Here is a 24,536-nt window from a genome sequence, read left to right as displayed (position 1 = left end):
TATTTTTTCCCTATTTAAACTCCTGCATTTCCACCAGTTTCCTGTAAATGCCTTGCTGTGCCAGCAATACATCGTGCCGGCCGCGTTCCATGATCTCGCCCTTATCCATCACAATAATTTCATGTGCGTGCTGAATGGTGGAAAGGCGATGCGCAATTACAATAGTGGTGCGGTTTTGCATCAGTTTGTCCAACGCGTCCTGCACCAGTTTTTCGGATTCTGTGTCAAGCGCGGAGGTGGCTTCATCCAGTATGAGTATCGGCGGGTTCTTGAAAATAGCGCGCGCAATGGTGAGGCGCTGCCGCTGGCCGCCGCTGAGCTTGCTGCCACGGTCGCCGATCAGCGTGTCATAGCCGTTTTCCAGCTGTTCAATAAATTCATGCGCATTGGCAATGCGGGCGGCCTCTTTCACCTTTTCCATGTCAGGGATGTCGTGGCCGAACGCAATGTTGTTGGTGATAGTGTCGTTGAAAAGTATGGCCTCTTGTGATACGATGCCCATCAGCTGCCGCAGGTCATGCAGCTTTACGTCCCGCACATCTTTACCGTCAATGGCCACGCGGCCTTCTGTGGCGTCGTAGAAGCGGGGCAGCAGGTCTGCCATGGTTGATTTGCCGGCGCCGCTACGGCCAACCAGCGCAATCATCTTCCCTTTTTCAATATGAAGGTTGATGTTCCTGAGCACATATTGGTCATCATACCGGAAAGAAAGCTGCTCGTACGCGATGCTGCGCTCAAAAGAGGGCAGCGGTTGGGCGGAAGGTTTGTCCTGTATGGCGATAGGTTCGTCCAGCAAGCCGAATATCCTTTGAGCGGATACAATGCCCTTTTGCATCAGGGTGAACGCGTTGGAGATATTTTTGGCGGGTTGCAGAATGGTGAAGTACAAGCTCAGGTAACCGATAAATTCGGGCCCTTCCATTTCCCCGGTATCTAGTATCATATAGCCTCCTACCATTACCAGTACTACCACCAGTGAAACGCCCATGGCCTCAGATACAGGAGAGGCCAGCTCCCGCTGGTTGTAAATAGCCTTGCTCAGCCTCGTGAATTGACGCGCCAGGGCTGCATACCGGCGTTGCATATATTTTTCGGCTGTAAAGCCTTGTATTACGCGTACGCCGCTTAAAGATTCTTCCGAAACATTGAGCAATTTGCCCAGCATTTCCTGGCTGTAAAAACCTTTCTTCCGCAATTGTTTGGAAATATAGGAAACAAGCAATCCTGAAATTGGGAAGAAGATGAGTGTGAACAGGGTCAGTTTGGCTGAAATATAAAAAAGTACAATGAAGGTGAAGATGATGATAAGCGGATCTCTCAGCAAAACCTGTATAGCGTTCACAAAGGTGTTTTCCACTTCCATTACATCATTTGTCATAGTGGAAAGCATATCTCCCTTGCGCCTTTTGTTATAGAAAGAAAGGGATTGCTCTGAAGTATGCCGGTACAGGTTATTACGCAGCCTCTCAAGAACGTTCATGCGCATACGCACCATTACCCGGATGCTCATATACCGTCCGAAATTGGCCAGCAGGGAGGCGCTAACAATTACTACGCATACAAAGCCAAGTGCATACATTTTCCCTTCTTCATTGATGAAGCGGACGAAATAATATGTAAAGAGGTCTTTAAAATAGTCGATAGTGATGGCAAATTCCGGCAGAGCTGTAACGGGCTCTGCCGCTTGTTTCTGGTCAAACAGTATCTGCAGCAGTGGTATGAGCATGGCAAAGTTGACGATGCCGAACAGCACGCCAATGATGGTATAGATCAGGTATTCTGGCAGGTAATGACGCAGTGGCTGTACAAACCCAAGCAAGCGTTTGAATGTCTTCATCCCGGTATATTAATGTCTGCAAAAGTACGGTAAAAGGGGGAATAATGCTGTTGAACGGGTATAGCGGAAGCTTGTGCGCAGAACCGGGTTAAAATGGTTAATTTTGGGCGAAATCCCTGTTTTGCAGGGAACCGGGCAGATTGTTAAGCTTAAATTGAGAAAAATGTCAGAAACAAAAAGGCAAAAACAGGTAGGACAGCTTGTGCAGGAAGAGCTCAGCAACATATTCATGCGCATGGGCTTTAATGTTACGGAGGGCGGCATGATCTCCATTTCTTCCGTGAAGATGACGCCAGACCTGCTGGAAGCCCGGGTATATCTGAGCATGTTCCAGATCAGGTCTCCGGAGGAAATGATGGCCCGGGTAAAGGAAAAGACAGGGGAGATCCGCCGCGAGCTGGGCAACCGTGTGGGCAAGCAGCTTCGCCGGGTGCCGGAGCTGATCTTTTTCCTGGACGATACGCTCGACCATGTATTCCGTATGGAAGAGCTGTTTAAAAAGATCAATGAAGAAAAGGAGAAGAAATAATCCATGATCTGGCAGTTTGCGCTTCGTTACTTCCGGGCCCGTAAATCCACCAGCGCCATCAACATCATTGCATGGGTGAGCGTAGGCGCCATTGCCGTGGGCACAGCTGCGCTTATTACGGTACTGAGCGTATTCAACGGCTTTACCGGCCTGGTGAAATCCCTGTATTCTTCGTTTTACCCTACGCTCAAAGTGGCCCCCGCCACAGGGAAAACCCTGCTGCTGACAGACGCGCAGCTGAAAGCTGTTGCCGCTACGGAGGGTGTTGCCCATGTGGCGCGCAGCATAGAGGAAAAAGCCGTGCTGCGTAACGGTAACGAGCAAACGATAGCCGTGCTGAAAGGCGTAGACCGGAACTTTACCAGCGTGGCGGGCGTGCAGCATAAAATGGTGCGCGGCAAATTTGACCTTGGCAGGGAAACGGGCTACCAGGCCGTGTTGGGGCTGGGTATAGAAAGCGCGCTGAGCGTGGATGTGGAGCATAGTTTTGTGCCTATCAATGTGTATATGCCGCGCCGCAATGCCTCCTTTAACGTGGGCATGCCCGAACAGTCCATCAACAACGGCGTGATCTACCCCGTGGGCACCTTTGCCATACAGCAGGAGTTTGATGCCAAATACGTGATCATGGACATTGACTTTATGCGCAACCTGCTTGACATGGCGCCCGGTGAAGTGTCTGCCCTGGAACTGTCACTGCAGCCAGGGGCATCGGAAGGGAAAGTAAAACGCAGGCTGCAGGCCTTGCTGGGAGACGGCGTGAAGGTGCAAACCCGCGTGGAGCAGAACGCTACGGTGTATAACGTGATGCAGACGGAAAAGTGGGTGGTGTACGTATTCCTCAGTTTTATACTGGTAATTGCCGCCTTCAATATGATAGGTTCCCTTTCCATGCTGGTCATAGAAAAACAAAAAGACATTACTATCCTGAAAGCGATGGGGGCGCGCAACAGCCTCGTGCAGCGCATTTTCCTGGGAGAAGGCCTCATTATTGCCGGGGTGGGCAGCATCATTGGCTTCAGCCTGGCTATTATTATCTGCCTGCTGCAGCAGCATTTCGGTCTTATCAAGCTGGGGGGCGGCTCCTTTTTAATAGATGCCTTCCCGGTGGAGATGCACGGGGAAGACTTTGTGCTGGTGAGCGTCACCATTCTTGTTATAGGTGTGCTGGCCAGCTGGTATCCCGCATCCCGTGCGGCGCGGCAGGAAATAACGCTAAAAGCCACCTGAGCGGGTGGATATATATAGAAAAGGGGCAGACCGTATGTTGTGGTCTGCCCCTTTTTTATATCGTTATCTGGAGATGATCAATAATCACCCAGGGTTTCCGGCAGTTGTGCCAGCGCTTTGGCCAATTGCTCGTCATTGGGAGCAATACCATGCCACTCGTGGGAGCCTTCCATAAAGTCTACCCCCTTACCCATGGCCGTTTTCATCAGAATAACAATGGGCTGGCCCTTGCCTGTTTCGGTTTTGGCCTTCTCAAGGGTAGCTACCACCTCGTCCATATCATTGCCGTTCATGTGCATTACTTTCCAGCCGAAAGCGGTGAATTTGGCGCCAAGGTCTCCCAGGCTCATCACCTTATCTGTAGGGCCGTCTATCTGCTGGCCATTATAATCTATGGTAGAAATGAGGTTATCTACTTTATGGTGGGCCGCAAACATGATGGCTTCCCAGTTTTGCCCTTCCTGCAGTTCCCCGTCTCCATGGAGGGAAAATACAATGCGGGGGTCTTTATTCAGCTTTTTGGTCAATGCCGCGCCAAGGGCAACGCTCATGCCCTGGCCCAGGGAGCCGCTGGCCACACGAACGCCGGGCAGATGCTCATGCGTGGTGGGGTGGCCCTGGAGGCGGGAGTTGATTTTGCGGAAAGTAGCCAGCTCTGCCGTGGGGAAGTACCCTGAACGGGCCAGCGCACTGTAATACACCGGGGAAATATGGCCGTTGGAAAGGAAAAAGAGGTCTTGCCCCTTACCGTCCATCTCAAAAGGTACCGGCTGGTGCTGCATTACCTTGAAAAACAGTGCGGTAAAGTACTCGGTGCAACCCAGGGAGCCTCCCGGGTGCCCGCTCTGTACGGCATGCACCATGCGGACGATGTCCCGCCGGATCTGGGTAGCTATATCTTTCAGTTCTGGCATGATATTGGCGTTTTTATGAGCCGCAAAAGTAATAAGAAATTGACCAGATTTTCAGCGTATTGAATGATTTTTTACCAGAATGGTGAAAATCCATGGGTTTTAAAAATATTTGATACGCATATCACTGAAATTAATATCTTTGCACCACAACCCCCCGTATGGAGAATGTAATTATCGCAACTGTCCTGAGTTTCGTTATAACCTACTTTGCGATCCCCGTTTTAATCCGGGTAGCAGAGCTGAAGCATCTTTATGACGAGCCGGACGAGCGTAAATCTCACAAATCCCGCATCCCAACCCTGGGTGGACTGGGCTTCTTCGCCGGCTTTGTGCTGGCCTCTGCTGTTTGTGTTCCCTCTCAGCAAACTTTCCCGTTACAATACCTGCTCGCAGCCTTTTTTATCATTTTTATAGTGGGCATGAAAGACGACCTGGTAGGCCTTTCGCCGGTGAAGAAACTGGTAGGCCAACTGATAGCGGCTTTTGTGATCATTTACCTGGGTAACCTCCAGATCCGTAATATGTACGGGTTCTTTGGCATCGGGGAGCTGCCCTATCACTTCAGCCTGCTGCTGACCTATTTCACCTTCATAGTGGTTATCAATGCCTTCAACCTGATAGACGGTATAGATGGCCTCGCCGGTAGTGTAGGCATGCTCGTGTCTGCCGTGCTGGGCGCATATTTCCTGTATGTGAACGAGGTGTTGTATGCCGTGATGGGCTTTTCCATGGCCGCCGGCCTGGCTGCCTTCCTGATCTATAATATCACCCCTGCAAAAATTTTCATGGGAGATACCGGGTCCCTGCTGATAGGCCTCGTAAATGCGGCCCTCATTGTGAAGTTCATTGAAGTGGCCGGTAACCCTGCAGGCAAAATGCCCATCCAGTCCGTACCCGCTATTGCTTTTGCCATCCTGATAGTGCCCCTGTTCGATACCCTGCGGGTATTTGCCATCCGGATGTCTCGCGGGCGCTCGCCTTTTACGGCAGACCGGCATCATATTCATCACTATATGCTGGCCCTGGGCCTCAGCCATAGCCAGGCTACATCTGTGGCCGTTTTGTCTAACATAGGGTTTATCACCCTGGCTTTCAGCCTGCAAGATATAGGCACCACCTACCTGTTGAGCCTTATAGGCGCGCTGGCGCTGGGCCTCACCACCGTCCTGTTCATCCTCAAAAAGCGGAAAGAAGCAGAAGTGGCCGGCAGCATGGCGGCGGCAGCGGCAGTGGAAGTTCCCGAAGCGGCCAGCGAAGGTATCACCAAGCCCAAAATTCTACGGGTCAATACCGAAACTGTGCTGCAAGACAAATAGTTCCGCAGATTTCTCCATCGTCCTTTCCATGTACTGCTCATCCCTTTGATGATTAAAAGATTTCATGTAGGTTTGCAAGCACTTAAGTATTATTTCTTATGCAAGACGAACTTAATTTAATTCTGGATGACGCAAAAGACGCAATGCAGAAGGCAATTTCGCATCTGGAGGTGGAATTAACGAAAATACGCGCCGGCAAGGCTAACCCTCAGATAGTGGATGGTATTATGGTGGATTATTATGGCGCCCCTACGGCTCTCAACCAGGTAGCCAATATCAGTGTAGCCGACGCCCGTACGCTGACAATCCAGCCCTGGGAAAAGAATATGCTGCAACCTATAGAACGGGCCATTATTGCTTCCAACATAGGGCTCAACCCACAGAATGATGGTGTGATCATCCGCCTGTTTCTTCCCCCGCTTACGGAAGAGCGCCGCAAAGAGCTGGTGAAAAGGGTGAACGGAGAAGGAGAGCATGCCAAAGTGGCCATCCGTAATATTCGCAGAGACGCTATTGAAGGTGTAAAAAAGCTGCAGAAAGAAGGGTTGAGTGAAGATACCGCCAAAGATGCAGAAGCGGAAGCACAGCAGCTGACGGACAAGTTCATTGCCTTTGTTGACAAACATTGTGCTGCAAAAGACAAAGAGATCATGGCCATTTAAGGCCTGCACCTTATAAGTATAAAAGACGGGAAGCCCCGTCTTTTTTTATTTCCTGCTCACGAGGTATACGCCGCCCATAATGCCGGCCAGGCAAAGCACCTGCCAGCCGTTTACATGCTCACCAGCCAGCAGCCCCCAGCCAATGGCTACCACCGGCAAACCATAGGTGACCATAGAAGCGAACATGGCGCCCGCGGAGCGGATCAGCTGGTAAAACAACAGAGAAGCTACCCCGGTGCCCATTACCCCCAGCACCATGCTGGCGCCCAGGCTCACCCAGGCATTCTCTGAACGGGCAAAGGCCAGCGTAAAATCACTGAAAATAAGCACCGGTGCTGAAAACAGGGCCATAAAGAAAAGCGAGATAGACACCAGCTGAAGGGTGGAATACCCCTTCAGGTAATGGTGTACCAGTGCAATGTTGAGGCCGTAGCAGGCCGTGGCGGCTACTATAAAAAGGCCGTAATACCAGTATTCATTGGCATCCACCCCCTTGGCCAGGAAAAGGCAGATCACCCCTATGAAACCAATGGCAAGACCCGCCAGCTGGCGGCGCTGCACTGGCGCGCGGAATAATAAAAGGCTGAACAGGAGCGCAAATACGGGCGTAAAAGAGTTGAGCATGCCCGCCAGCGAGCTGTCTATTCTGGTTTCGGCTATGCAGAACAGGTATGCCGGAATACCATTGCCCAGCAGGCCTGAAAGTATGATGACGGGTATTTTGTTCCGTGGGGTCTGGCGGATGAATTTGAAAAAGAACGGAAGCAGTACAACGCCCGCGGAAATAAGCCGGAGGCCGGCTACCTGGTAGGGGCTGAAAGAAAGCAATCCCAGCTTCATCAGTATAAAAGAGCTGCCCCAGGTGAGGCAAAGCAGCAAAAATATTCCCCAGTTAAGCAAGCGTTGGTCCATAGCTGTGCAAAGATATCGATTCCCCGTATCGCCGCCTATTCTTGTACATTTTCCTTAAATTTAAGAAAACAACTCACGTATATGCCTGCTGTAAAACTTTCTGCCATCCCCACCGTACCTCCCAAAAAATTCGGGAAAGAAGAAACAAAAGAACGTCTGAAAACCATACTGGAGGAGCTGGACGATCTGCAAAATTTGCTCTACGCTGAACATAAACACAGTTTATTGGTTGTATTACAGGGCATGGATGCCAGCGGGAAAGACGGGGTGATCAGGGACGTATTTGGCACCATGAACCCTATGGGGGTGCGTGTTCAGCCATTTAAGGCGCCTACGCCCGAGGAAGCGGACCACGATTTTCTCTGGAGAATACACCAGCATGCTCCCGCAAAGGGCATGATACAGGTGTTTAACCGCTCCCACTATGAAGATGTGCTGGTACAGCGTGTGCATAAATGGGTAGACGTTAAAACCATATACCGCCGGTTTGACGCTATTAACCACTTTGAGCAATTGCTGGAAAGGCATAACAACACACACATCCTGAAGTTTTACCTGCACGTGTCTGCCGAAGCGCAGATGCAAAGGCTGGAAGAGCGCACCAAAGACCCGCGCAAGATGTGGAAGTACAACGAAAAAGACTTTGCAGAAGCCAAATTGTATAAGGAATACAGGAAAGCCTATGAAGATGTGTTCAAATACTGTAATGATGTGCCATGGACCATTGTGCCGGCAGACCATAACTGGTATAAGGAATACCTGATAGCCAAAACGGTGCTGGATACACTGAAATCATTGAAAATGAAGTTCCCGAAACTGGATGATGTTAAAAAATAATGCAGATAAATTATTAATATCGCACCTGTTACACCACCTTTCTTTAACTCTAAAACCTAAAGCGTATGTCTTTTTTCAGTGAATTTAAGGCTTTTGCCATGAAGGGGAATGTGATTGACCTGGCAGTTGGTATCGTTATCGGTGCTGCTTTCGGGAAAATTGTGTCCGCCCTTGTAGATGCCATCATTATGCCTGTTGTGGGTATACTAATTGGCGGGTTTGACTTCAAATCTCTCATGGTAAAAGTAGGGACTGCTGAAATTAAGTATGGGTTGTTCATTCAGTCTATTGTAGAATTTTTGATCATTGCTTTTGCGCTGTTCCTGGTCATTAAAGCAATAAACAGGATGAAGAAAGAAGAGGCTCCTGCTGCACCACCAGCTCCAACCCCCACTGAACAATTACTGGCAGAGATCCGGGACGAGCTTAAGAAAAAATAGTCATTTACTCCAGTGAACGGTTGGCTGTACCCACGGCCAACCGTTGCTATTACACCAGATTAACCAAATACGCAAATGAAGAAATTTTACCTGGCAGTGACCATGCTGCTGCTGGCCGCCACGGCTGTATTTGCACAAGACGACTCCATGCGGAAACTGCGGGAAGAAACCGCTAAAAAGATCAAGAACGGCGAAAAGGACACTACCGGCCGGCTCTGGAAAAAAGGAGCCACTTTTGGCCTCATGTTCAACCAGGGCTCGCTGACCAACTGGGCTGCGGGTGGTGACAAACTCTCGCTTTCCCTGCTGGGCACCCTCAACGCTTTTGCCAATTATAAAAAAGGCAGGCACTCCTGGGACAATAACCTTGACCTTGCCTATGGTTATGTTAACACCACCAGCCTGGGCACCCGTAAGAGCGACGACCGGATAGACCTCACCTCCAAATATGGTTACGAGATCGGCAAAAACTGGTACCTGAGCGGCCTCTTCAACCTCCGCACCCAGTTTACAGATGGTTACCTCTACCCGGCAGATACCACGCCGGAAAAGGTGTCCCGCTTTTTTGCCCCGGCCTATATAGTATTGTCTCCGGGTATTGACTACATGCCCAACAAGGAGTTTTCCCTGTTCATGTCTCCCGTTACCGCCCGCTGGGTAGTGGTGATGGATGACAGCCTGTCTGCCCGCGGCGCCTATGGCGTAGATACCGGCAAGCACGTGAGAAGCGAGTTTGGCGCCTATGTAACCGCCACCTGGAACAAGGAGATCATGAAGAACGTTACCTACAAGTCAAAGCTGGAACTTTTTTCGAACTATAGAAAGAACCCGCAGAACATAGACGTTTTCTGGACCAATATGCTGGCTCTGAAGGTGAATAAGTGGATCAGCGCCAATGTGAGCGTAGACATGATCTATGACGATGACGTGAAAGAGTTCGAAAACCCCAAAACAGGGGTCAAGGGCGCCAGGCTGCAGGTGAAGCAGGTGCTGAGCATCGGTTTGACCGCCAAGTTCTGATTGCCGGAATTTTCTTATTTTTGATAAACCTGTCGGGGCTTACCGGCAGGTTTTTTAAATTTTACCATGAGCAACGAACAAGAAATTTACAAGATCAAATTACCCCAGTTCGAAGGGCCGTTTGACCTGTTGCTGTTCTTTATTGAAAGGGATGAGCTGGATATTTACAATATTCCCATCACCAGCCTCACCAATGACTTCCTGGATTACATCCACCACATGGAGTCCCTGAACATAGAGCTGGCCAGCGAGTTCATCCTGTTCATATCCACGCTCATGCGCATCAAGGCCAAGATGCTGCTGCCCCGCAAGGAGCTGGACGAGGCCGGGAATGAAATAGACCCGCGGCAGGAACTTGTAGATAAGATATTGGAATACAAGCGTTTCAAGCAGGCAGCTGTGGAGCTGGCGGAACAGGAGGCCAACAGGATGCTGCAGATAAAACGCGGCAATATAGCCAAAGAGCTGGCCGAAATAGGGGAGGTCACCAGCGAGGGCACCGAGATGCAGACGCTGACGCTTTTCAAGCTCACCCAAACCTTTGAAAAGGTGATGCAGCGGGTAAAAGAGCGTACCAACAAACCCCAGCACGTGGTGTACAAGTACGATTATACCATGGAAGGCTCCCGTGAGTACATGCTGGACCTGGCCCGCGCGGAAAAGACCATTGCCTTCGAGAAAATATTCGACCACTGTAAAGACCGTGTGCATGCCATTTTCCTCTTCCTGGGCATGCTGGAGCTGGTACAGGCCAAATACCTGAGCATTATGGTGGGAGATGGAAGAAATAATTTTATTATTGAATATGTGGACCCCTCCGAAAGACCCGAAGGGGAACCGGTAGTTTTTGAAGAATAACACACCATGGCGGAAAAGAAAGACCAGATAGAAGTGCTATCATTACCTGCATATGCGCAAAACGCGCAGGAGAATGCGGAGTTCAGCGTATCTTCCCTTTGCAACCTGGGCTGCAATTTCTTTGAGCACCAGAACGCGCCGCACCGCCACAATTTTTATACAATTTACTGGATCAAAAAAGGCCAGCTGACCCATACCATTGATACGGTAACGCATGTGGTGAAGAAAAACACCCTCTTCTTCCTGGCGCCCGGCCAGGTACACCAGATGAAGTTTTCCGAAAAGGTAGACGGGTATATGATCGCCTTTCATGACTCCCTGATGTGCCCAAGTGACAAGTCTGACATGGCCGCCGTACGCAACGGCCTGTTCGTGAACGACCGCTTCAGTTCCGTTATCCAGATCAGCAACGAAGAAGACGAAAAGGAGCTGGACTGGATGGTGAAACGGATGATACAGGAGGTAGATGAGCGGCGCCCCAATTATGCCGTTGCTTTCCAGAACCTGCTGCAATACTTCCTGATCGTAGCCTCCCGCAGCGCTGCCAGCCCGGTAGAGGTGGTGCCTGAGTACCAGTCAAAGCACAACAGTGCGCTGTTCATGAACTTTAAAACCCTCATAGAAGAAAGGTACCGCCAGCTAAAGAACGTGTCTGACTATGCTGCCCTCCTGCATATAAAACCCGTTTTGCTCAACGAGATCAGCAAACAGCTGTCTGGCATCACGGCCGGGGAGCACATCCGCAACCGGGTGATACTGGAGGCGCAGCGGTACCTGTACAATACCGACCTCACCGCCAAAGAGATTGCTTACAAGCTCGGCTTTGAAGACCCGCATTATTTTTCCCGCTTTTTCAAGAAATACACCAACCAGTCACCTTCAGAGTTTAAGGAGCTGGCAAGGGTATGATGCCTTGCGCCAAATAACGTAAAACCGAACCTCTCCGCCCAAAATCTGTTAGATAAACAGCGGCCTTTGCACGCCGCCTCGGGTTCTCTTCACAACTAATTGTATTTCAATAGATTGATAGGCCTGTAGAAAAAAGTACATGCTTTCCTGCGATCTATCCATTCCAATTAGGTGTTGCAACATGTACTTTTGTATTGTCATTAAGAAAAAAGGAGAAACAAACCATGACATCCATCAAACAAGTAGCGAAAGTATACCAGAGCTCCCAATCCCACATGGTGGGAGACGGGTTTAAGGTGCAGAACCTCTTCCCCAACGGCAACCGCATCGGGAAACAGCTCAGCCCTTTCTTTCTGCTGGATTATGCTGCTCCCCACTACTTTCCCCCTTCAGACACTCCCCGCGGTGTAGACGAGCATCCTCACCGTGGTTTTGAGACCGTCACCATTGCCTATCAGGGCGCCCTGCAGCACCGGGATTCCGGCGGCAACAGCGGCAAAATAGGCCCCGGTGGTGTACAGTGGATGACGGCCGCCTCCGGCGTGGTGCATGAAGAAAAGCATGATGACGAGTTTACGAAAAACGGCGGCACGCTGGAAATGGTGCAGCTCTGGGTAAACCTGCCCAAGGCGCATAAAATGGACAAACCCCGCTACCAGGGCTTCGACAATGAGCAGATTCCCGTGGCAGACCTGGGAGACGGCAGTTATGCACGCGTAATTGCTGGTGATTTTGACAGTGTGAAAGGCGCTGCAAAAACGTTCAGTCCGGTAAACCTTTTTGACATACGGCTGAAAGCAGGTAAAAGCATTACGCTTCATCTGCCCGAAGGCTACAACACAGGCATTGTGGTGCTTCACGGCGAAGCCGCCTTCAACGGCACCCACACCGCCAAAGAAGTGGAAATAGCCGTATTTGACACCAAAGGAGACAGCATCAGCATCACCGCCAATACAGATGCCACGCTGCTGGTGCTGAACGGGGAGCCTATCAACGAGCCCGTATTTGCCTACGGACCTTTTGTGATGAACACGAAAGACGAGATCATTGATGCCATCAATGATTACAATAATGGCAAAATGGGCCGCCTCAACTAAACTTTAAAACTTAAAACTATACACAATGACAACCTGGAAAATTGATCCCGCACACAGCGAAATTGAATTTAAGGTGAAACACCTGATGATCACCAACGTAACCGGCCACTTCGGGCAATACGACGGCACCGTGACGGCATCCAAAGATGATTTCAGTGATGCCAGCATTACCTTTGAAGCAGACGTGAACAGCGTAAGCACTAAAAACAGCCAGCGTGACGAGCACCTGAAAAGCGCTGATTTTTTTGACGCTGCCAATCATCCGAAAATCACCTTCAAATCTACCGAAGTGAAGCAGAAAGACGCGGAAACCTTTGTATTGAAGGGAGACCTTACCATCCGCGGTACTACCCGCCCGGTAGAACTGAACGTAGAATATGCCGGCATCACGGTAGACCCCTGGGGCCAAACCAAGGCAGGCTTTGAGCTGACCGGGAAAATCAACCGTAAGGATTTCGGCCTTACATGGTCTGCCACCACAGAAGCCGGCGGCCTGGTAGTAAGTGATGACGTGCGCCTGGCACTGGCTGTACAACTGGTCAAACAAGCATAACAAAAACATAACAATGGACATCCTGGAGAAACTGACATGGCGGTACGCCACTAAAAAGTTCGATCCTGCGAGGAAGCTGGAACAGGGGCAGTTGGAACGGATCATCCGCGCTACCAGCCTCTCTGCCTCCTCTTACGGATTGCAACCATACAAAGTAATTGTAGTAACAGACCCGGCTGTAAGGGAACAACTCAAAGCGGTATCGTGGAACCAGCCACAGATCACCGATGCCTCGCACCTGCTGATATTTGCGAGATATGACAACCTGGAGGAGCAACACGTAGACCAATATATGGAGAACATTGCCAGCACACGCCAGCTGCAGCGGACACAATTGAACGGATTTGAAGATGTAGTGAAAGGCACTGTGAAAGCATTGGATAAAGACGCAGCGGCTATCTGGACCGGCAAACAGGCTTACCTGGCGCTGGGCACGTTGCTGACGGCTTGTGCGGCAGACGGGGTGGATGCCTGCCCCATGGAGGGATTCAACGCGGCGGCATACGATGAGATTTTAGGACTGAAAGAGAAGAACCTGCGCACGGTAGTAATTGCGGCGGTTGGTTTTCGCGCGGAAGATGACGGTATGCAGCATGCGAAGAAAGTGAGGAAGCCTTTGGAAGATTTTGTGGAATTAGTGTAACAGGGAGTCAGAGGTTTTAGGTGAAACCGGGCGGATTATTTCGCCCGGTTTTTTTGATGTTAATTCGTTAATTTTAAGCCCTCTAATCATAATAATCTCACCCGTAAAAAGTTTTAATCATGAAAAGATCCGCATCTGCCAATTGGAAAGGTACCGGTAAAGAAGGAAAAGGCACCGTTTCTACAGAAACCGGTGTGCTGAAAGATACAGCCTATTCATTTACCAGCCGTTTTGAGAACGGTGCCGGTACCAACCCCGAAGAACTGATTGCAGCAGCTCACGCCGGCTGTTTCACCATGAAACTGAGCTTCGTGATTTCCGGCGCGGGCCTTACCCCCGGTGATATAGATACCAAGGCTACCATCACTTTCGAGAATGGCGCTATTACCAACAGCCATCTTGAAGTAACTGCCAGCGTACCCGGCCTGGATGCGGCCAAGTTTGCGGAAATGGCGGAAGACGCACGCGCCAACTGCCCCATTTCCAAGCTGCTGAACACCAATATTACCATGGACGCCAAACTGGTGTAGGAATATTGTAACGAATTATACGCAAAGGCCGGGCGAGGGAATTGAAACCCACGCCCGGCCTGCGTTTTAGAGGGCAAATATTTGTCCATGCTTTTAAACGGTTTGTCCATTGATACCCCCCTGCAAACAACGGATCTTTGCATAAAGAAAATTACAGGAGGAAGATGATATGAAAACTATTATTCACCGCGGTAACACCCGCGGATTTGCAGATCACGGCTGGTTACAGTCTTACCACACTTTCAGCTTTGCCGGTTACTACAACCCGGAGCGCATCCACTTCGGCGCGCTGCGCGTGCTGAATGACGATACAGTGAAAGGCGGCATGGGTTTTGGCGCGCACCCGCATGACAACATGGAGATAGTGAGCATTCCCTTGTCTGGCGCGCTGGAGCATAAAGACAATACCGGTCGCCACAAGATCATTAACCAGCACGATGTGCAGATCATGAGCGCGGGCACCGGCATCCAGCACTCGGAATTTAATGCTTCCAAAACGGAGCCTGTGAAATTCCTGCAGATCTGGCTATTCCCGAAAGAGAAAGACATTGCGCCCCGCTATGAGCAAAAAGCATTTGACCCCGCAGGCCGCGTAAACCGCCTGCAAACAGTGGTGGCGCCTGATGGAGCGGATGATGCCCTGCACATCAACCAGGATGCCTGGTTCTCTCTGGGCAAATTCGAAAAAAATAATTCCTTTTCCTATGCGTCCAAACGCGCACAGAACGGTGCATATATTTTTGTGTTGAACGGTCGCGTGAAAATTGGTGAAGAGGTGCTTGAAGCGCGTGATGCCATGGGAGTTACGGATTACGATAAACTTGATGTCAATGCCCTGGAAGACGCGGAACTACTGATCATGGACGTGCCCATGCTGCAGTAGAATTGTTCGTATATCCAATAACGTTAGTGTTAATTTTATCCTAAAAACCAGTGTCCTTTGGGCGCTGGTTTTTATATTTGCGGCAGGACCAAACACAAATTGAAAATGAATATGTTTCTACAAGAACAATTCCTGGGCAACAGTGTGCAATCCTGGATCATTGCAGGGGTGATCTTTTGCGCAGGCGTTTTGCTGATCATGGCATTGAAGAAAGTATTGCTGGCCAGGCTGAAAAGCTGGGCAGACAATTCAGACGGTACAACAGACGATTTTATTGTAAGGCAGATGCAGCGCTCCATTATTCCGCTGCTGTACTACGGCGTGTTTTTCGGCGCGGTACAATATCTCAACCTGCATCCCAAAGCGGCACGTGTAATTGACGTAGCTTCACTTCTTTACCTCACTTTCATTGTGGTGCGGCTTATTACAGACATATTGCGGTTCATGCTGATGCAATATTTGTCCAGGCAGGAGAACGGCGCCGAGAAACAAAAGCAGGTGCGCGGCGTGATGGTTATTGTTTCCATTGTTATATGGGTAGTGGGCGCGGTGTTTTTGCTGGACAACTGGGGCTTTGACGTAACCACCATCATTACTGGCCTTGGTATTGGCGGTATTGCCATTGCGCTGGCCACACAACACATACTGGGAGACCTGTTCAGCTATTTTGTAATATTGTTTGACCGGCCTTTTGAAGTGGGAGATTTTATTATTGTGGGAGATAAAATAGGAGGAATTGAGTACATCGGTATTAAAACCACCCGCATCCGCAGCCTTACCGGCGAGCAGCTTGTCTGTTCCAACACAGATCTCACCAATTCCCGTATTCACAATTACAAGCGCATGGAGCGCCGCCGTATTGTGTTCAGGGTAAAGGTTACGTTCCAGACGCCGGCCGGTGTGCTGGCGCGGGTAGGAGACATGATGAAAGAGATTATTGACGGCATTGAGCACATTACGTTTGACCGTGCGCACATGGCTGCCATTGGAGATTACGGGCCTGAATTTGAATGTGTGTATTATGTGGCCAGCAGCGATTACCTGCTGTACATGGACGTGCAGCAGCAGATCAACCTGCGGCTGATGGAGCGGTTTGAACAGGCGGGCATCCGCTTTGCGCATCCCACCCAAACCCTCTTTCTTAACAATTGAAAAACAGCCGGGACGGTGGATAATTTCTGCCGCCCCTTTGCACGGTAGTATAAAAAAGTGTCGTAAATTAGAAGTGAGGGGATAAGGCATATTGACCAATAAGCATGGATGCATGATGGATACAGCTTCCCTACGGCTATCGTCATCATTTAACTTAAATCAATATATCATGGAAGTACCAACACAGTCTACTGACCTGCAGGCACAGTGCAATTTATGGAAAGGTGAAGTTGAACAGGTGCGCGGAAGTTTGCGGCAAATGCGTGGCAGGTTAGAAGAAATGGCCGCGGGGCGGCATCCCGACCATGAAAGAATGGTGGAAATTGAGCACTTTCAAAACCAGTTTATCAGGCAACTGGAGGTAGCAGACGAAATGTTCCACGATTTAAAACAGTCTGCCAAAAGCTTCGCCAATGGGCGCCCGGCTATTGTTCACCTGGATAGGCCTGTGGATGATTACGATACCCTGCATGACCGTATGCAGGTTTTTCACAAGTTACACGATGAGCTGAAAGGAGAATTTAACCGGTTTGAATCTTACCGGTAAACATTTATTTGTTATTTATTGAGTGACCTGAGCTTATGCTGGATCTGGTGCAACAGGCCATCCAGTTCGGCTGTGCTTTGTTGCAGCAGGCCCAGCAGGCGGCTGTTAAACGCCGGTTCGTTCTTGTCCAGGTCAAACATAGACATGATGCCCAGTATGGAGGCCACAGGCTTCCGTATCTCGTGAGAGTTGATGTGCGCAATGTCCTGCAGCACTGTGTTTTGCTGCTGCAGTTGTTCTACGTATTGCTGCTTCTCCGTAATATCCTGCACAGCGCCGATCATTCTTACCGGCTGGCCTTCTTCATTATAGATGATATGCCCGCGGTCATGCACAAACTTGTATTGCCCGTTTGCGCAGCGGAAGCGGTACTCAGCGTTCCATTGAACAGTTCGGTTGCGCAGGGAGGCCTGGAAGCGGTGTTCTATGGTACCGGCATCTTCAGGATGTATTTTTTCATACCACCAGTTGCCATGGGACGTAATGTCTTCCTCCATGTAACCGAAAAGGGAAGAAGGGCCGTGGTTACGGGTTACATGATCTGATACCATATCCCAGTAATAAATGTAGTCTTGCGTAACCTGCGCCAGCAGTTCATAACGGGTGCCTATATCTTTTGCCATAACTGTAGATCTTATTTCTGCATCAATATCCACGGCCATCACCAGCCGGGCCTCATGCCCGCGGTAATGCGTGCTGTGCGAGTATAACTCGACCGGAAATATCTCTTTGTTCTTTTTCTGGTGCTGCCATACCCCGCGGTAAATAAACTGCTGGCTGGTTTTGCGCACATCTTCCAGCACGTCATTTACAGTAGAGGGATGTCGGATGTCAAGAATGGTCATGCCCATAAATTCCTTACGGCTGTAGCCGTATTTTTTAACGGCGGCATTGTTCACCGCCAGGAATTTCAAGGTGCCCCATTCGTAGATCCACATGGGCAGCGGGTGCTCATAAAAGAGCAACCGGTAATTGTTTCGCCTGCTGTTGTTTCTGACGAGCACGAAAACAAGTACGGTAGATACCGTAACAAAGGCCGCATGCATGATATATGGTAGCAAAGCGGGATTAACCTGGGGAAAATGTGCTGCGAGAGAAAGCCACAACATGCTGTTAGTGCCGGCCCATATACATCCAAGAAGGAGGTACAGGCCTGCCGCTTTCAGAGCAGTAGCGCTCATAGCCATAATTTGAAATGAATGTATGGAAATTCCGGTTAACGGCCAATTTCATTTACCATTCCAGCGTCACTTCGTCCGTTTGCGCATAGCCGGTACAGGTGAGCACAAGGCCCTGTGACAGTTCCTTGTCTGTCAGCACTTCGTTCACCGTCATCCACACCTTGCCGCTGGTACAACGGGCAATGCAGGAACCGCAAACGCCGCCTTTACAGCTGTAGGGCATGGGCACCTCCTGGCGCAGTGCGGCATGCAGGATGGTTTCGTTGCCGGGTACCGGCAGTACCTGGGTTTTGTTTTCGTGTTTCAGTAATACCTGTTTAATGCCGGCATCGTCAGGTACCTGTATGCGGGCAATTTTGGCGGCGGTGTTCACCACAAAGTTTTCCTTGTGCAGCTGGTCTGTTCTGAAGCCCATGAAAGTAAGGGTAAACTGCGCCATACGCATGTAGTCTGCGGGGCCGCAGATGTAGAACTGCGCCTTTTCCCGCGGGTGCTGCAGGTGTTTGGGGGCCAGCATTTCCAGCAGGCTGTTGCTCATGCGGCGGTAGGCCGCCGGCTCATCTCCGGGGTCGCTGAACAGCCAGAGAATGACCAGCCTTTCGGGAAACTGCCGCTGCAGTTCCAGTATGCGCTGGTAAAAAATGGCGTTTTGCGCGTTGCGGCTGCTGTAAATAAGGGTAACATGAGCGGCCGGCTCAAAATAAAGCGCATGCTGCAGGAGGGAGAACAGGGGCGTGATGCCGCTGCCCGCGCCCAGGAAAAAGAGGTCTCTCTCCTCACCCGGGGCCGCATCCAGCGTGAAACGGCCGGAAGGCAGCAGGGAAGTAACGGTTTGCCCCACCTGCCAGGTGCGGTGAATGTGGCGGGATATTTCGCCGTTGGTGATCCGCTTTACGGTAACAGACATCTGCGCGTCAACGCCGGGGGTGGAGCTGAAGGAATAGGAGCGGCGGTATTCCGTGCCGTGGAGCGTAATCAGAAAGGTGAGGAACTGCCCTGCCTGGTAGGGAACGGGTTCGCCGTTTGCGGGCTCCAGCCGGTAGGTGTATGTGTCCGGCGTTTCCGGAATAATGTCGGTGATGCGTAATTGTATGTAGAGATCGCGCATGGTGGAAAAAGCTGCAGCCATGGTCAGAACTGGCCATGGCTGCAGCGGAATGTGTTTTATCAACTGGCGGTGACGGTAATTTTTGACCGGAGCATTTCCCTGACGGCGGCGGCAATGCCTGCGGCATCGTAGCCGCACTCCCGCTGCAATTCGGCGGGTTTGCCATGCTCAATGAGGCGGTCGGGGATGCCCAGCCGCTTTACGTCTGCCTTGTAATCGTTATCTGCCATAAACTCCAGTACGGCGCTGCCGAAGCCGCCCTGCAGCGCGCCGTCTTCTACGGTGATCACGCGGTCAAAGCGCTGGAAAATATCGTGCAGCATGTCGGTGTCCAGCGGTTTTACGAAACGCATATCGTAGTGCGCCGGCTGTAACCCGTCTGTCATCAGCTCTTTCATGGCCTCCGTTACAAAATTGCCGGGGTGGCCAATGGTGAGGATGGCCAGGTCCCGCCCGTCCTGTACTTTACGCCCCGTGCCTATGCGGATGGCGCTGAAAGGCTTGCGCCAGTCAGGCATCACGCCTTCCCCGCGCGGGTAGCGGATCACAAAGGGAGACTTGTTGGTGGGCAGCTGGGCGGTATACATCAGGTTACGCAGTTCTTCCTCATTCATGGGCGCGCTTACGATCATGTTGGGAATGGCGCGCATATACGGAATATCGTAGGCCCCGTGGTGGGTAGCCCCGTCTTCCCCTACCAGGCCGGCACGGTCAAGGCAGAAAATAACAGGCAGGTTCTGGATGGCCACATCGTGTACCACCTGGTCATACGCCCGCTGCATGAAAGAAGAGTAGATGTTGCAGAACACCGTCATGCCCTGGGTGGCCAGGCCGGCGGAGAGCGTTACGGCATGCTGTTCGCAGATGCCCACGTCTATGGCGCGGTCAGGCATTTTTTCCATCATGAACTTGAGGGAAGAGCCGGAAGGCATGGCGGGCGTAATGCCCATAATGGTGCTGTTCTGTTCGGCCAGCTCTATGATGGTATGGCCGAAAACATCCTGGTATTTGGGAGGCTGCGGGGCCTCAATGTTCTTTTTGAATATTTCGCCGGTTATTTTGTCGAACAGGCCCGGCGCGTGCCATTTGGTCTGGTCTTTTTCCGCCAGCGCGTAGCCTTTGCCCTTGGTGGTGACAATATGCAGCAGCTTGGGGCCGGGAATATTGCGGAGATCGTGCAGGGTATCTACCAGCTTGGTGATGTTGTGCCCGTCTATGGCGCCGAAGTAGCGCAGGTTCAGGCTTTCAAACAGGTTGCTGGATTTGGACACCATGCCCTTTACGCTGGCTTCCAGCTTGGAGGCCATATCCCGCGTGAACTTTTTGCCCACGGGCAGTTTGCCCAGCAGGTTCCAGACATCGTCCCTGAACTTGTTGTAGGTATGGGAGGTGGTGATGTCTGTGAGATATTCTTTCAGTGCGCCCACGTTGGGGTCTATAGACATGCAGTTGTCATTCAGGATCACCAGCAGGTTGGCGTTGGCCACCCCGGCGTGGTTGAGGGCTTCAAAGGCCATACCGGCCGTCATGGCCCCGTCTCCGATAACGGCAATATGCTGCCGGTCATGCTCGCCTTTATTCTTGGAGGCAATGGCCATGCCCAGCGCCGCTCCTATGGAGGTGCTGGAGTGACCTACCCCGAAGGTGTCGTATTCGCTTTCGCCGCGGTTGGGGAAACCGCTGATTCCCTTATACTTACGGTTGGTATGGAATACATTTTTGCGCCCGGTGAGAATTTTGTGCCCGTACGCCTGGTGGCCCACGTCCCAAACCAGTTGGTCATAGGGGGTATTGAAGGCGTAATGGAGCGCTACGGTCAGCTCCACTACCCCCAGGCTGGCGCCAAAATGGCCGCCATGCACGCTCACCACGTCAATAATGAACTGGCGCAGCTCGTCGCACACCTGGTGCAGTTGCTCCCTGCTCAGTTTTCGCAGATCTGAAGGGTATTCGATCTGGCTCAGTAATTGACCGGCTGTAATTTCCATATCAGCATTAGGGTTTAATGCCCAAAAATACATGTTTTTACGCTATTTGAAGCCCCCCATTTAACCGCCTATACGGCCATTGATAAAAATTGGCTGGCCGCCATCCCACACAGGTGGTATTTTTGGAGCAATCGCAAGGTTTTTTTTAAGTCGGAGGACTTTGCTAACTTATAGGGATGTTTAAACGCATATCAAAATATTGGTGGTGCCAGATACTGGGGTGGGGAGCCTATGCCTTTCTTTTCTTGTTCTTCGGCTTTTTTTTCTACAGGATAGAGACCTCCCAGGTGCAGTACATCCTGTTCAGCTCCCTTTTCGGGATTCTCATCACACATGGATTCAGAACAGTTATCGTCAAATATAGATGGATACAGAAGCCGTTCGAGAGTGTAGCGGTATACTTTTTCTTCGGCATCCTGGTATGTTCCATCGTAGATTCGTTCCTGCTGTCCTGCATTTCACATTTTTTGCTGCCGGGCGGCCCGCCGGAAACGGATTTCAGGGATAGCTGGCTGAGGGTTTTTTTCTCGCAGACCGTGTTTATGGCCCTTTGGGCGGTGATCTATTTCCTCTGGCACTATGTGGAGGAAAGCCGTAATTCCCAGGTGAGTCAGTTGAAGCTGGAAGCTACGGTGCGCACGCTGGAGCTGAAAACCATCAAATCCCAGCTGAACCCGCATTTCATTTTCAACGCGCTCAACAGCATCAGGGCGCTGGTAGATGAAAATCCGCGCCGGGCGCGCACGGCCATTACGGAGCTTAGCAATATACTCCGCAATTCTATGCAGGCAGACAAGGCGGAAACGGTGAGCCTGGAAAACGAACTGAGCATCGTAAAAGATTATCTTGCGCTTGAAAATATCCGGTTTGAGGAGCGGCTGAAAGTGCAGTACGATATAGACCCGGAAACGCTGGAGCTGCCCGTGCCGCCCATGATGCTGCAAACCCTGGTGGAAAACGCCATCAAGCACGGTATTTCCAGGGAGGTGAGGGGAGGCCTGATAGTGATCAGCTCCCATGTGCACAACATGCAGCACGAGATCACCATCAGGAATACGGGGCAGATAGTGGAAGACATGAACGGGCTTGGCCTCGGCCTGGCCAGCACGCGGCAGCGGCTGAGCCTGCTGTTTGGCAGCCGCGCTTTTTTTGAGATATACAATTTTGACAAGGCAACGGTGGAAGCCCGGGTGCAGATGCCGCTGCTGTAATCCATAAGTGTCATCAACCAATAACGTAAAAGTTAGTATGAAAAAAGCATTGATCATAGATGATGAAAGATTGGCCAGGAGCGAGTTGAAGAAGCTGCTGGCAGACCATCCGGAAATTGTGGTGGTAGGAGAGGCGGTGAATGCGAAAGATGGTATAGAGAAGATCGAAACATTACGGCCTGACCTGCTGTTCCTCGATATCCAGATGCCGGACAAAACGGGTTTTGACCTGCTGGCGGAACTGGAAAGGTCTCCGCAGGTGATATTTACCACTGCCTATGACGAGTATGCGCTGAAGGCATTTGAATATAACGCGCTGGATTACCTGCTGAAGCCCATAGAGCCCAAACGCCTGGCAGACGCTATTCACAAGCTGCACCAGGTGGAGGAAAAAGAGCGCCTGGCGGCCGCTTCCGGCATCCGCAACATACTGGGTGAAAACGACCAGGTGTTTGTGAAAGACGGAGACCGCTGCTGGTTCGTAAAACTGCAGGAAATACGGCTGTTTGAAAGTGTGGGCAACTATGCAAGGGTGTATTTTGAGACCAACAAGCCGTTGATCCTCAAATCTTTGAATGCTCTTGAAGAACGGCTTGACGAGCGGGTGTTTTTCCGTGCCAACCGTAAGCACATCGTAAACCTCCGCATGATAGAGCGGATTGACACTTATTTCAACGGCGGGCTGCTGCTGGAAATGCGCGGAGGGGAGAAAATTGAGGTAAGCCGCAGGCAGGCGGTGAAGTTTAAGGAAATGATGAGCCTTTAAGGGCCATTTTACAATATTTGAAGGCAGGGAATAATGGGAGCGGCGCTTCCGTGTTCCCTGTTCTTTTAGCCGGGGACGCTCCGAAACAAAAGGGGCCGTCCTGGAAAAGACGGCCCGGCTAAATTATGCTTATGAAAAAAGGCCTTGTGGGCCAATTAACCTGTGTAAAAAGAGCTTTCCTACCGGGCATGGCAATGCAGCGGCAACGCTATCATGTCTCTTCGGTAATGGCAGCCTGGATGGAAGAAAAGCAATTATGGTACAAAACGGAAAATAAGCCGCTGGGATGGACTAGTCACTCACAACATCACATTACACGGTATACCAGGGATACTTTGGTTTTGGTTGGTTTTTTTCGGTGTGCAGGAATAAGTATTCAAGCACCGCTGCAAGATATGCAACGGTTTCGTTTTTTCATACAACTTTATGGGTAAAGGTGCAGAAATACTCATTTATAGGTATTTTTTCAGGCTGAAAGGGCCGTACAGGATAACTTAGGTTGATGCGGCGCAAAAGCCCGCGGGGCGGGGGTTAACGGCTGGCAGTAACCGGTGCGCGGTGAACGGCGTCTGCAATTTCCTTGATGAGTGAAATGTCTTTTTCAATAGCGTTGCCTACAACAATAATGTCTGCGCCGGCCTTGCAATTCAGGTACGCTTTTTCAGCATCCCTGATGCCGCCGCCAACAATAACGGGAACATCTACCTGGCTGGCCACGCGGTGTATCATGCTTTCTGTGATCGGTTTGCGGGCGCCGCTGCCGGCGTCCATATAGATCACTTTCATGCCCAGCATGTCTCCCGCCATGGCGGTACACATGGCAATGTCATCCTTGTCTGCCGGTATGGGCGTAGCATTGCTGATATAAGAAACGGTGGTGGGGGCGCCGCCGTCAATCACCATATATCCGGTGGAAATAACTTCCAGCCCGCTTTTTTTAACGGCTGCGGCAGATACTACGTGCTGACCGATCAGCAGCTCCGGGTTGCGGCCGGAGATCATGGAGAGGTACAGCAAGGCGTCAGCGTACCGGGAAACCTGGGAAGGGCTGCCGGGAAAAAGTATCACCGGTATGGAGCAGCTGGCCTTGATCTGCTGCACCACCTCATCAAGATGGTCTGTGATCACCAGGCTGCCGCCCAAAAAAATATAATCCACCTTCGCCTCAGTGCATTTGGCAGCGAGATCAGCAATACCGACAGGGGTTACCTTGTCCGGATCGATCAGAACTGCGAATGACTTTGTACCTTTTGCCTTTCTGTCAATAAAGGAACTGTATATTTTTCTGTACATTAATTATGCATTGTTCCGGTTGAGGCAAATGTATAAATTTTTTTCTAATAAGCCACAGTGTGAAATAAATATGCATGGTATTGATTTTGCAACTGATAGAGCGGAAAAAGAGGGCAAAAA

26 protein-coding genes are annotated in these 24,536 nt (G+C 50.8%); 19 read left to right on the top strand and 7 right to left on the bottom strand.

The window, feature by feature from the left end:
* Window positions 1–10: 10 nt before the first annotated feature.
* Window positions 11–1,837, bottom strand: coding sequence for an ABC transporter transmembrane domain-containing protein (locus ABDW36_RS02045; RefSeq protein WP_343700214.1), 1,827 nt, complete (start codon window positions 1,835–1,837; stop codon window positions 11–13).
* Between the two features lie 163 nt (window positions 1,838–2,000).
* Between ABDW36_RS02045 and rbfA the strand changes: the two genes are divergently transcribed.
* Window positions 2,001–2,366, top strand: a complete 366-nt coding sequence (rbfA, locus tag ABDW36_RS02040; RefSeq protein ID WP_343700213.1) for a 30S ribosome-binding factor RbfA — start codon at window positions 2,001–2,003, stop codon at window positions 2,364–2,366.
* Between the two features lie 3 nt (window positions 2,367–2,369).
* Entirely contained in the window at window positions 2,370–3,596 is a 1,227-nt protein-coding gene (locus tag ABDW36_RS02035) for an ABC transporter permease (protein WP_343700212.1), read from the top strand.
* Between the two features lie 77 nt (window positions 3,597–3,673).
* Here the strand turns inward: ABDW36_RS02035 and ABDW36_RS02030 are convergent, their stop codons facing one another.
* On the bottom strand, window positions 3,674–4,510 hold the full coding sequence (locus tag ABDW36_RS02030; RefSeq protein ID WP_343700211.1) for a transketolase: 837 nt from the start codon (window positions 4,508–4,510) through the stop codon (window positions 3,674–3,676).
* A gap of 158 nt (window positions 4,511–4,668) precedes the next feature.
* Here ABDW36_RS02030 and ABDW36_RS02025 point away from each other — a divergent pair, with 158 nt between their 5' ends.
* Window positions 4,669–5,826 carry an MraY family glycosyltransferase gene (locus ABDW36_RS02025; protein ID WP_343700210.1) on the top strand — a complete coding sequence of 386 codons (1,158 nt, stop codon included), beginning with the start codon at window positions 4,669–4,671 and terminating at the stop codon, window positions 5,824–5,826.
* Between the two features lie 98 nt (window positions 5,827–5,924).
* The gene (frr, locus tag ABDW36_RS02020; protein WP_343700209.1) at window positions 5,925–6,488 is read left to right on the top strand and encodes a ribosome recycling factor; all 564 of its coding nucleotides are present in this window, start codon (window positions 5,925–5,927) and stop codon (window positions 6,486–6,488) included.
* A gap of 45 nt (window positions 6,489–6,533) precedes the next feature.
* On the opposite strand, the gene ABDW36_RS02015 is transcribed toward frr, so the two are convergent.
* Window positions 6,534–7,400 carry a DMT family transporter gene (locus ABDW36_RS02015; protein ID WP_343700208.1) on the bottom strand — a complete coding sequence of 289 codons (867 nt, stop codon included), beginning with the start codon at window positions 7,398–7,400 and terminating at the stop codon, window positions 6,534–6,536.
* Window positions 7,401–7,481: 81 nt separating this feature from the next.
* Between ABDW36_RS02015 and ABDW36_RS02010 the strand changes: the two genes are divergently transcribed.
* From ABDW36_RS02010 to ABDW36_RS01955, 12 genes are all read left to right on the top strand, one after another.
* A complete protein-coding gene (locus tag ABDW36_RS02010; RefSeq protein WP_343700207.1) occupies window positions 7,482–8,237 on the top strand; it encodes a PPK2 family polyphosphate kinase in 756 nt (251 codons plus the stop codon).
* Between the two features lie 65 nt (window positions 8,238–8,302).
* Complete coding sequence (gene mscL / locus ABDW36_RS02005; protein WP_343700206.1) at window positions 8,303–8,677, top strand: large-conductance mechanosensitive channel protein MscL; 375 nt, start codon at window positions 8,303–8,305, stop codon at window positions 8,675–8,677.
* 75 nt (window positions 8,678–8,752) lie between these two features.
* Entirely contained in the window at window positions 8,753–9,697 is a 945-nt protein-coding gene (locus tag ABDW36_RS02000) for a DUF3078 domain-containing protein (protein WP_343700205.1), read from the top strand.
* 66 nt (window positions 9,698–9,763) lie between these two features.
* Window positions 9,764–10,555, top strand: coding sequence for a segregation/condensation protein A (locus ABDW36_RS01995; RefSeq protein ID WP_343700204.1), 792 nt, complete (start codon window positions 9,764–9,766; stop codon window positions 10,553–10,555).
* A gap of 6 nt (window positions 10,556–10,561) precedes the next feature.
* Window positions 10,562–11,464, top strand: coding sequence for a helix-turn-helix domain-containing protein (locus ABDW36_RS01990; protein ID WP_343700203.1), 903 nt, complete (start codon window positions 10,562–10,564; stop codon window positions 11,462–11,464).
* Window positions 11,465–11,688: 224 nt separating this feature from the next.
* Window positions 11,689–12,561: a pirin family protein gene (locus ABDW36_RS01985; RefSeq protein WP_343700202.1), complete on the top strand. Its 873-nt coding sequence runs from the start codon at window positions 11,689–11,691 to the stop codon at window positions 12,559–12,561.
* A gap of 25 nt (window positions 12,562–12,586) precedes the next feature.
* The gene (locus ABDW36_RS01980; protein WP_343700201.1) at window positions 12,587–13,114 is read left to right on the top strand and encodes a YceI family protein; all 528 of its coding nucleotides are present in this window, start codon (window positions 12,587–12,589) and stop codon (window positions 13,112–13,114) included.
* Between the two features lie 13 nt (window positions 13,115–13,127).
* Window positions 13,128–13,757 (top strand): NAD(P)H-dependent oxidoreductase, encoded by a 630-nt coding sequence (locus ABDW36_RS01975; protein ID WP_343700200.1) that lies wholly within the window; start codon window positions 13,128–13,130, stop codon window positions 13,755–13,757.
* 119 nt (window positions 13,758–13,876) lie between these two features.
* On the top strand, window positions 13,877–14,287 hold the full coding sequence (locus ABDW36_RS01970) for an OsmC family protein (protein ID WP_343700199.1): 411 nt from the start codon (window positions 13,877–13,879) through the stop codon (window positions 14,285–14,287).
* A 169-nt stretch (window positions 14,288–14,456) separates the two neighbouring features.
* A complete protein-coding gene (locus tag ABDW36_RS01965; protein ID WP_343700198.1) occupies window positions 14,457–15,170 on the top strand; it encodes a pirin family protein in 714 nt (237 codons plus the stop codon).
* Between the two features lie 111 nt (window positions 15,171–15,281).
* On the top strand, window positions 15,282–16,322 hold the full coding sequence (locus tag ABDW36_RS01960) for a mechanosensitive ion channel domain-containing protein (RefSeq protein WP_343700197.1): 1,041 nt from the start codon (window positions 15,282–15,284) through the stop codon (window positions 16,320–16,322).
* A 169-nt stretch (window positions 16,323–16,491) separates the two neighbouring features.
* A complete protein-coding gene (locus ABDW36_RS01955; RefSeq protein WP_343700196.1) occupies window positions 16,492–16,869 on the top strand; it encodes a hypothetical protein in 378 nt (125 codons plus the stop codon).
* Between the two features lie 11 nt (window positions 16,870–16,880).
* Here ABDW36_RS01955 and ABDW36_RS01950 read toward each other — a convergent pair whose 3' ends face one another.
* The 3 genes from ABDW36_RS01950 to dxs are packed head-to-tail and all read right to left on the bottom strand — an operon-like array spanning window position 16,881 to window position 21,146.
* Entirely contained in the window at window positions 16,881–18,050 is a 1,170-nt protein-coding gene (locus ABDW36_RS01950; RefSeq protein WP_343700195.1) for a PAS domain-containing protein, read from the bottom strand.
* A 52-nt stretch (window positions 18,051–18,102) separates the two neighbouring features.
* Window positions 18,103–19,221, bottom strand: coding sequence for a ferredoxin--NADP reductase (locus ABDW36_RS01945; RefSeq protein WP_343700194.1), 1,119 nt, complete (start codon window positions 19,219–19,221; stop codon window positions 18,103–18,105).
* A complete protein-coding gene (dxs, locus tag ABDW36_RS01940) occupies window positions 19,218–21,146 on the bottom strand; it encodes a 1-deoxy-D-xylulose-5-phosphate synthase (protein WP_343700193.1) in 1,929 nt (642 codons plus the stop codon). Before dxs ends, ABDW36_RS01945 begins: the two co-directional genes overlap by 4 nt.
* Before the next feature lie 176 nt (window positions 21,147–21,322).
* On the opposite strand from dxs, the gene ABDW36_RS01935 reads away from it, so the two are divergent.
* The 3 genes from ABDW36_RS01935 (at window position 21,323) to ABDW36_RS01925 (ending at window position 23,557) form a co-directional block, all read left to right on the top strand.
* Window positions 21,323–22,357 (top strand): histidine kinase, encoded by a 1,035-nt coding sequence (locus ABDW36_RS01935; RefSeq protein ID WP_343700192.1) that lies wholly within the window; start codon window positions 21,323–21,325, stop codon window positions 22,355–22,357.
* A 37-nt stretch (window positions 22,358–22,394) separates the two neighbouring features.
* Complete coding sequence (locus tag ABDW36_RS01930; RefSeq protein ID WP_119078019.1) at window positions 22,395–23,123, top strand: response regulator; 729 nt, start codon at window positions 22,395–22,397, stop codon at window positions 23,121–23,123.
* Between the two features lie 131 nt (window positions 23,124–23,254).
* Complete coding sequence (locus ABDW36_RS01925) at window positions 23,255–23,557, top strand: hypothetical protein (RefSeq protein ID WP_343700191.1); 303 nt, start codon at window positions 23,255–23,257, stop codon at window positions 23,555–23,557.
* A 97-nt stretch (window positions 23,558–23,654) separates the two neighbouring features.
* On the opposite strand, the gene ABDW36_RS01920 is transcribed toward ABDW36_RS01925, so the two are convergent.
* Window positions 23,655–24,416, bottom strand: coding sequence for a geranylgeranylglyceryl/heptaprenylglyceryl phosphate synthase (locus ABDW36_RS01920; protein WP_119078020.1), 762 nt, complete (start codon window positions 24,414–24,416; stop codon window positions 23,655–23,657).
* Window positions 24,417–24,536 lie beyond the last annotated feature (120 nt).

This window comes from Chitinophaga sp. (assembly GCF_039596455.1).
In the GTDB taxonomy this organism is placed as follows: Bacteria; Bacteroidota; Bacteroidia; order Chitinophagales; family Chitinophagaceae; genus Chitinophaga.
Note: the sequence above shows the minus strand (reverse complement) of the source record. Positions and strands in the feature narration are given on the sequence as shown.

Excerpts from the sequence above, each read along its gene's own strand:
- ABDW36_RS02045 (WP_343700214.1), bottom strand. The coding sequence starts at position 1,837 with ATGAAGACATTCAAACGCTTGCTTGGGTTTGTACAGCCACTGCGTCAT.
- rbfA (WP_343700213.1), top strand. The coding sequence starts at position 2,001 with ATGTCAGAAACAAAAAGGCAAAAACAGGTAGGACAGCTTGTGCAGGAA.
- ABDW36_RS02035 (WP_343700212.1), top strand. The coding sequence starts at position 2,370 with ATGATCTGGCAGTTTGCGCTTCGTTACTTCCGGGCCCGTAAATCCACC.
- ABDW36_RS02030 (WP_343700211.1), bottom strand. The coding sequence starts at position 4,510 with ATGCCAGAACTGAAAGATATAGCTACCCAGATCCGGCGGGACATCGTC.
- ABDW36_RS02025 (WP_343700210.1), top strand. The coding sequence starts at position 4,669 with ATGGAGAATGTAATTATCGCAACTGTCCTGAGTTTCGTTATAACCTAC.
- frr (WP_343700209.1), top strand. The coding sequence starts at position 5,925 with ATGCAAGACGAACTTAATTTAATTCTGGATGACGCAAAAGACGCAATG.
- ABDW36_RS02015 (WP_343700208.1), bottom strand. The coding sequence starts at position 7,400 with ATGGACCAACGCTTGCTTAACTGGGGAATATTTTTGCTGCTTTGCCTC.
- ABDW36_RS02010 (WP_343700207.1), top strand. The coding sequence starts at position 7,482 with ATGCCTGCTGTAAAACTTTCTGCCATCCCCACCGTACCTCCCAAAAAA.
- mscL (WP_343700206.1), top strand. The coding sequence starts at position 8,303 with ATGTCTTTTTTCAGTGAATTTAAGGCTTTTGCCATGAAGGGGAATGTG.
- ABDW36_RS02000 (WP_343700205.1), top strand. The coding sequence starts at position 8,753 with ATGAAGAAATTTTACCTGGCAGTGACCATGCTGCTGCTGGCCGCCACG.
- ABDW36_RS01995 (WP_343700204.1), top strand. The coding sequence starts at position 9,764 with ATGAGCAACGAACAAGAAATTTACAAGATCAAATTACCCCAGTTCGAA.
- ABDW36_RS01990 (WP_343700203.1), top strand. The coding sequence starts at position 10,562 with ATGGCGGAAAAGAAAGACCAGATAGAAGTGCTATCATTACCTGCATAT.
- ABDW36_RS01985 (WP_343700202.1), top strand. The coding sequence starts at position 11,689 with ATGACATCCATCAAACAAGTAGCGAAAGTATACCAGAGCTCCCAATCC.
- ABDW36_RS01980 (WP_343700201.1), top strand. The coding sequence starts at position 12,587 with ATGACAACCTGGAAAATTGATCCCGCACACAGCGAAATTGAATTTAAG.
- ABDW36_RS01975 (WP_343700200.1), top strand. The coding sequence starts at position 13,128 with ATGGACATCCTGGAGAAACTGACATGGCGGTACGCCACTAAAAAGTTC.
- ABDW36_RS01970 (WP_343700199.1), top strand. The coding sequence starts at position 13,877 with ATGAAAAGATCCGCATCTGCCAATTGGAAAGGTACCGGTAAAGAAGGA.
- ABDW36_RS01965 (WP_343700198.1), top strand. The coding sequence starts at position 14,457 with ATGAAAACTATTATTCACCGCGGTAACACCCGCGGATTTGCAGATCAC.
- ABDW36_RS01960 (WP_343700197.1), top strand. The coding sequence starts at position 15,282 with ATGTTTCTACAAGAACAATTCCTGGGCAACAGTGTGCAATCCTGGATC.
- ABDW36_RS01955 (WP_343700196.1), top strand. The coding sequence starts at position 16,492 with ATGGAAGTACCAACACAGTCTACTGACCTGCAGGCACAGTGCAATTTA.
- ABDW36_RS01950 (WP_343700195.1), bottom strand. The coding sequence starts at position 18,050 with ATGAGCGCTACTGCTCTGAAAGCGGCAGGCCTGTACCTCCTTCTTGGA.
- dxs (WP_343700193.1), bottom strand. The coding sequence starts at position 21,146 with ATGGAAATTACAGCCGGTCAATTACTGAGCCAGATCGAATACCCTTCA.
- ABDW36_RS01935 (WP_343700192.1), top strand. The coding sequence starts at position 21,323 with ATGTTTAAACGCATATCAAAATATTGGTGGTGCCAGATACTGGGGTGG.
- ABDW36_RS01930 (WP_119078019.1), top strand. The coding sequence starts at position 22,395 with ATGAAAAAAGCATTGATCATAGATGATGAAAGATTGGCCAGGAGCGAG.
- ABDW36_RS01925 (WP_343700191.1), top strand. The coding sequence starts at position 23,255 with ATGAAAAAAGGCCTTGTGGGCCAATTAACCTGTGTAAAAAGAGCTTTC.
- ABDW36_RS01920 (WP_119078020.1), bottom strand. The coding sequence starts at position 24,416 with ATGTACAGAAAAATATACAGTTCCTTTATTGACAGAAAGGCAAAAGGT.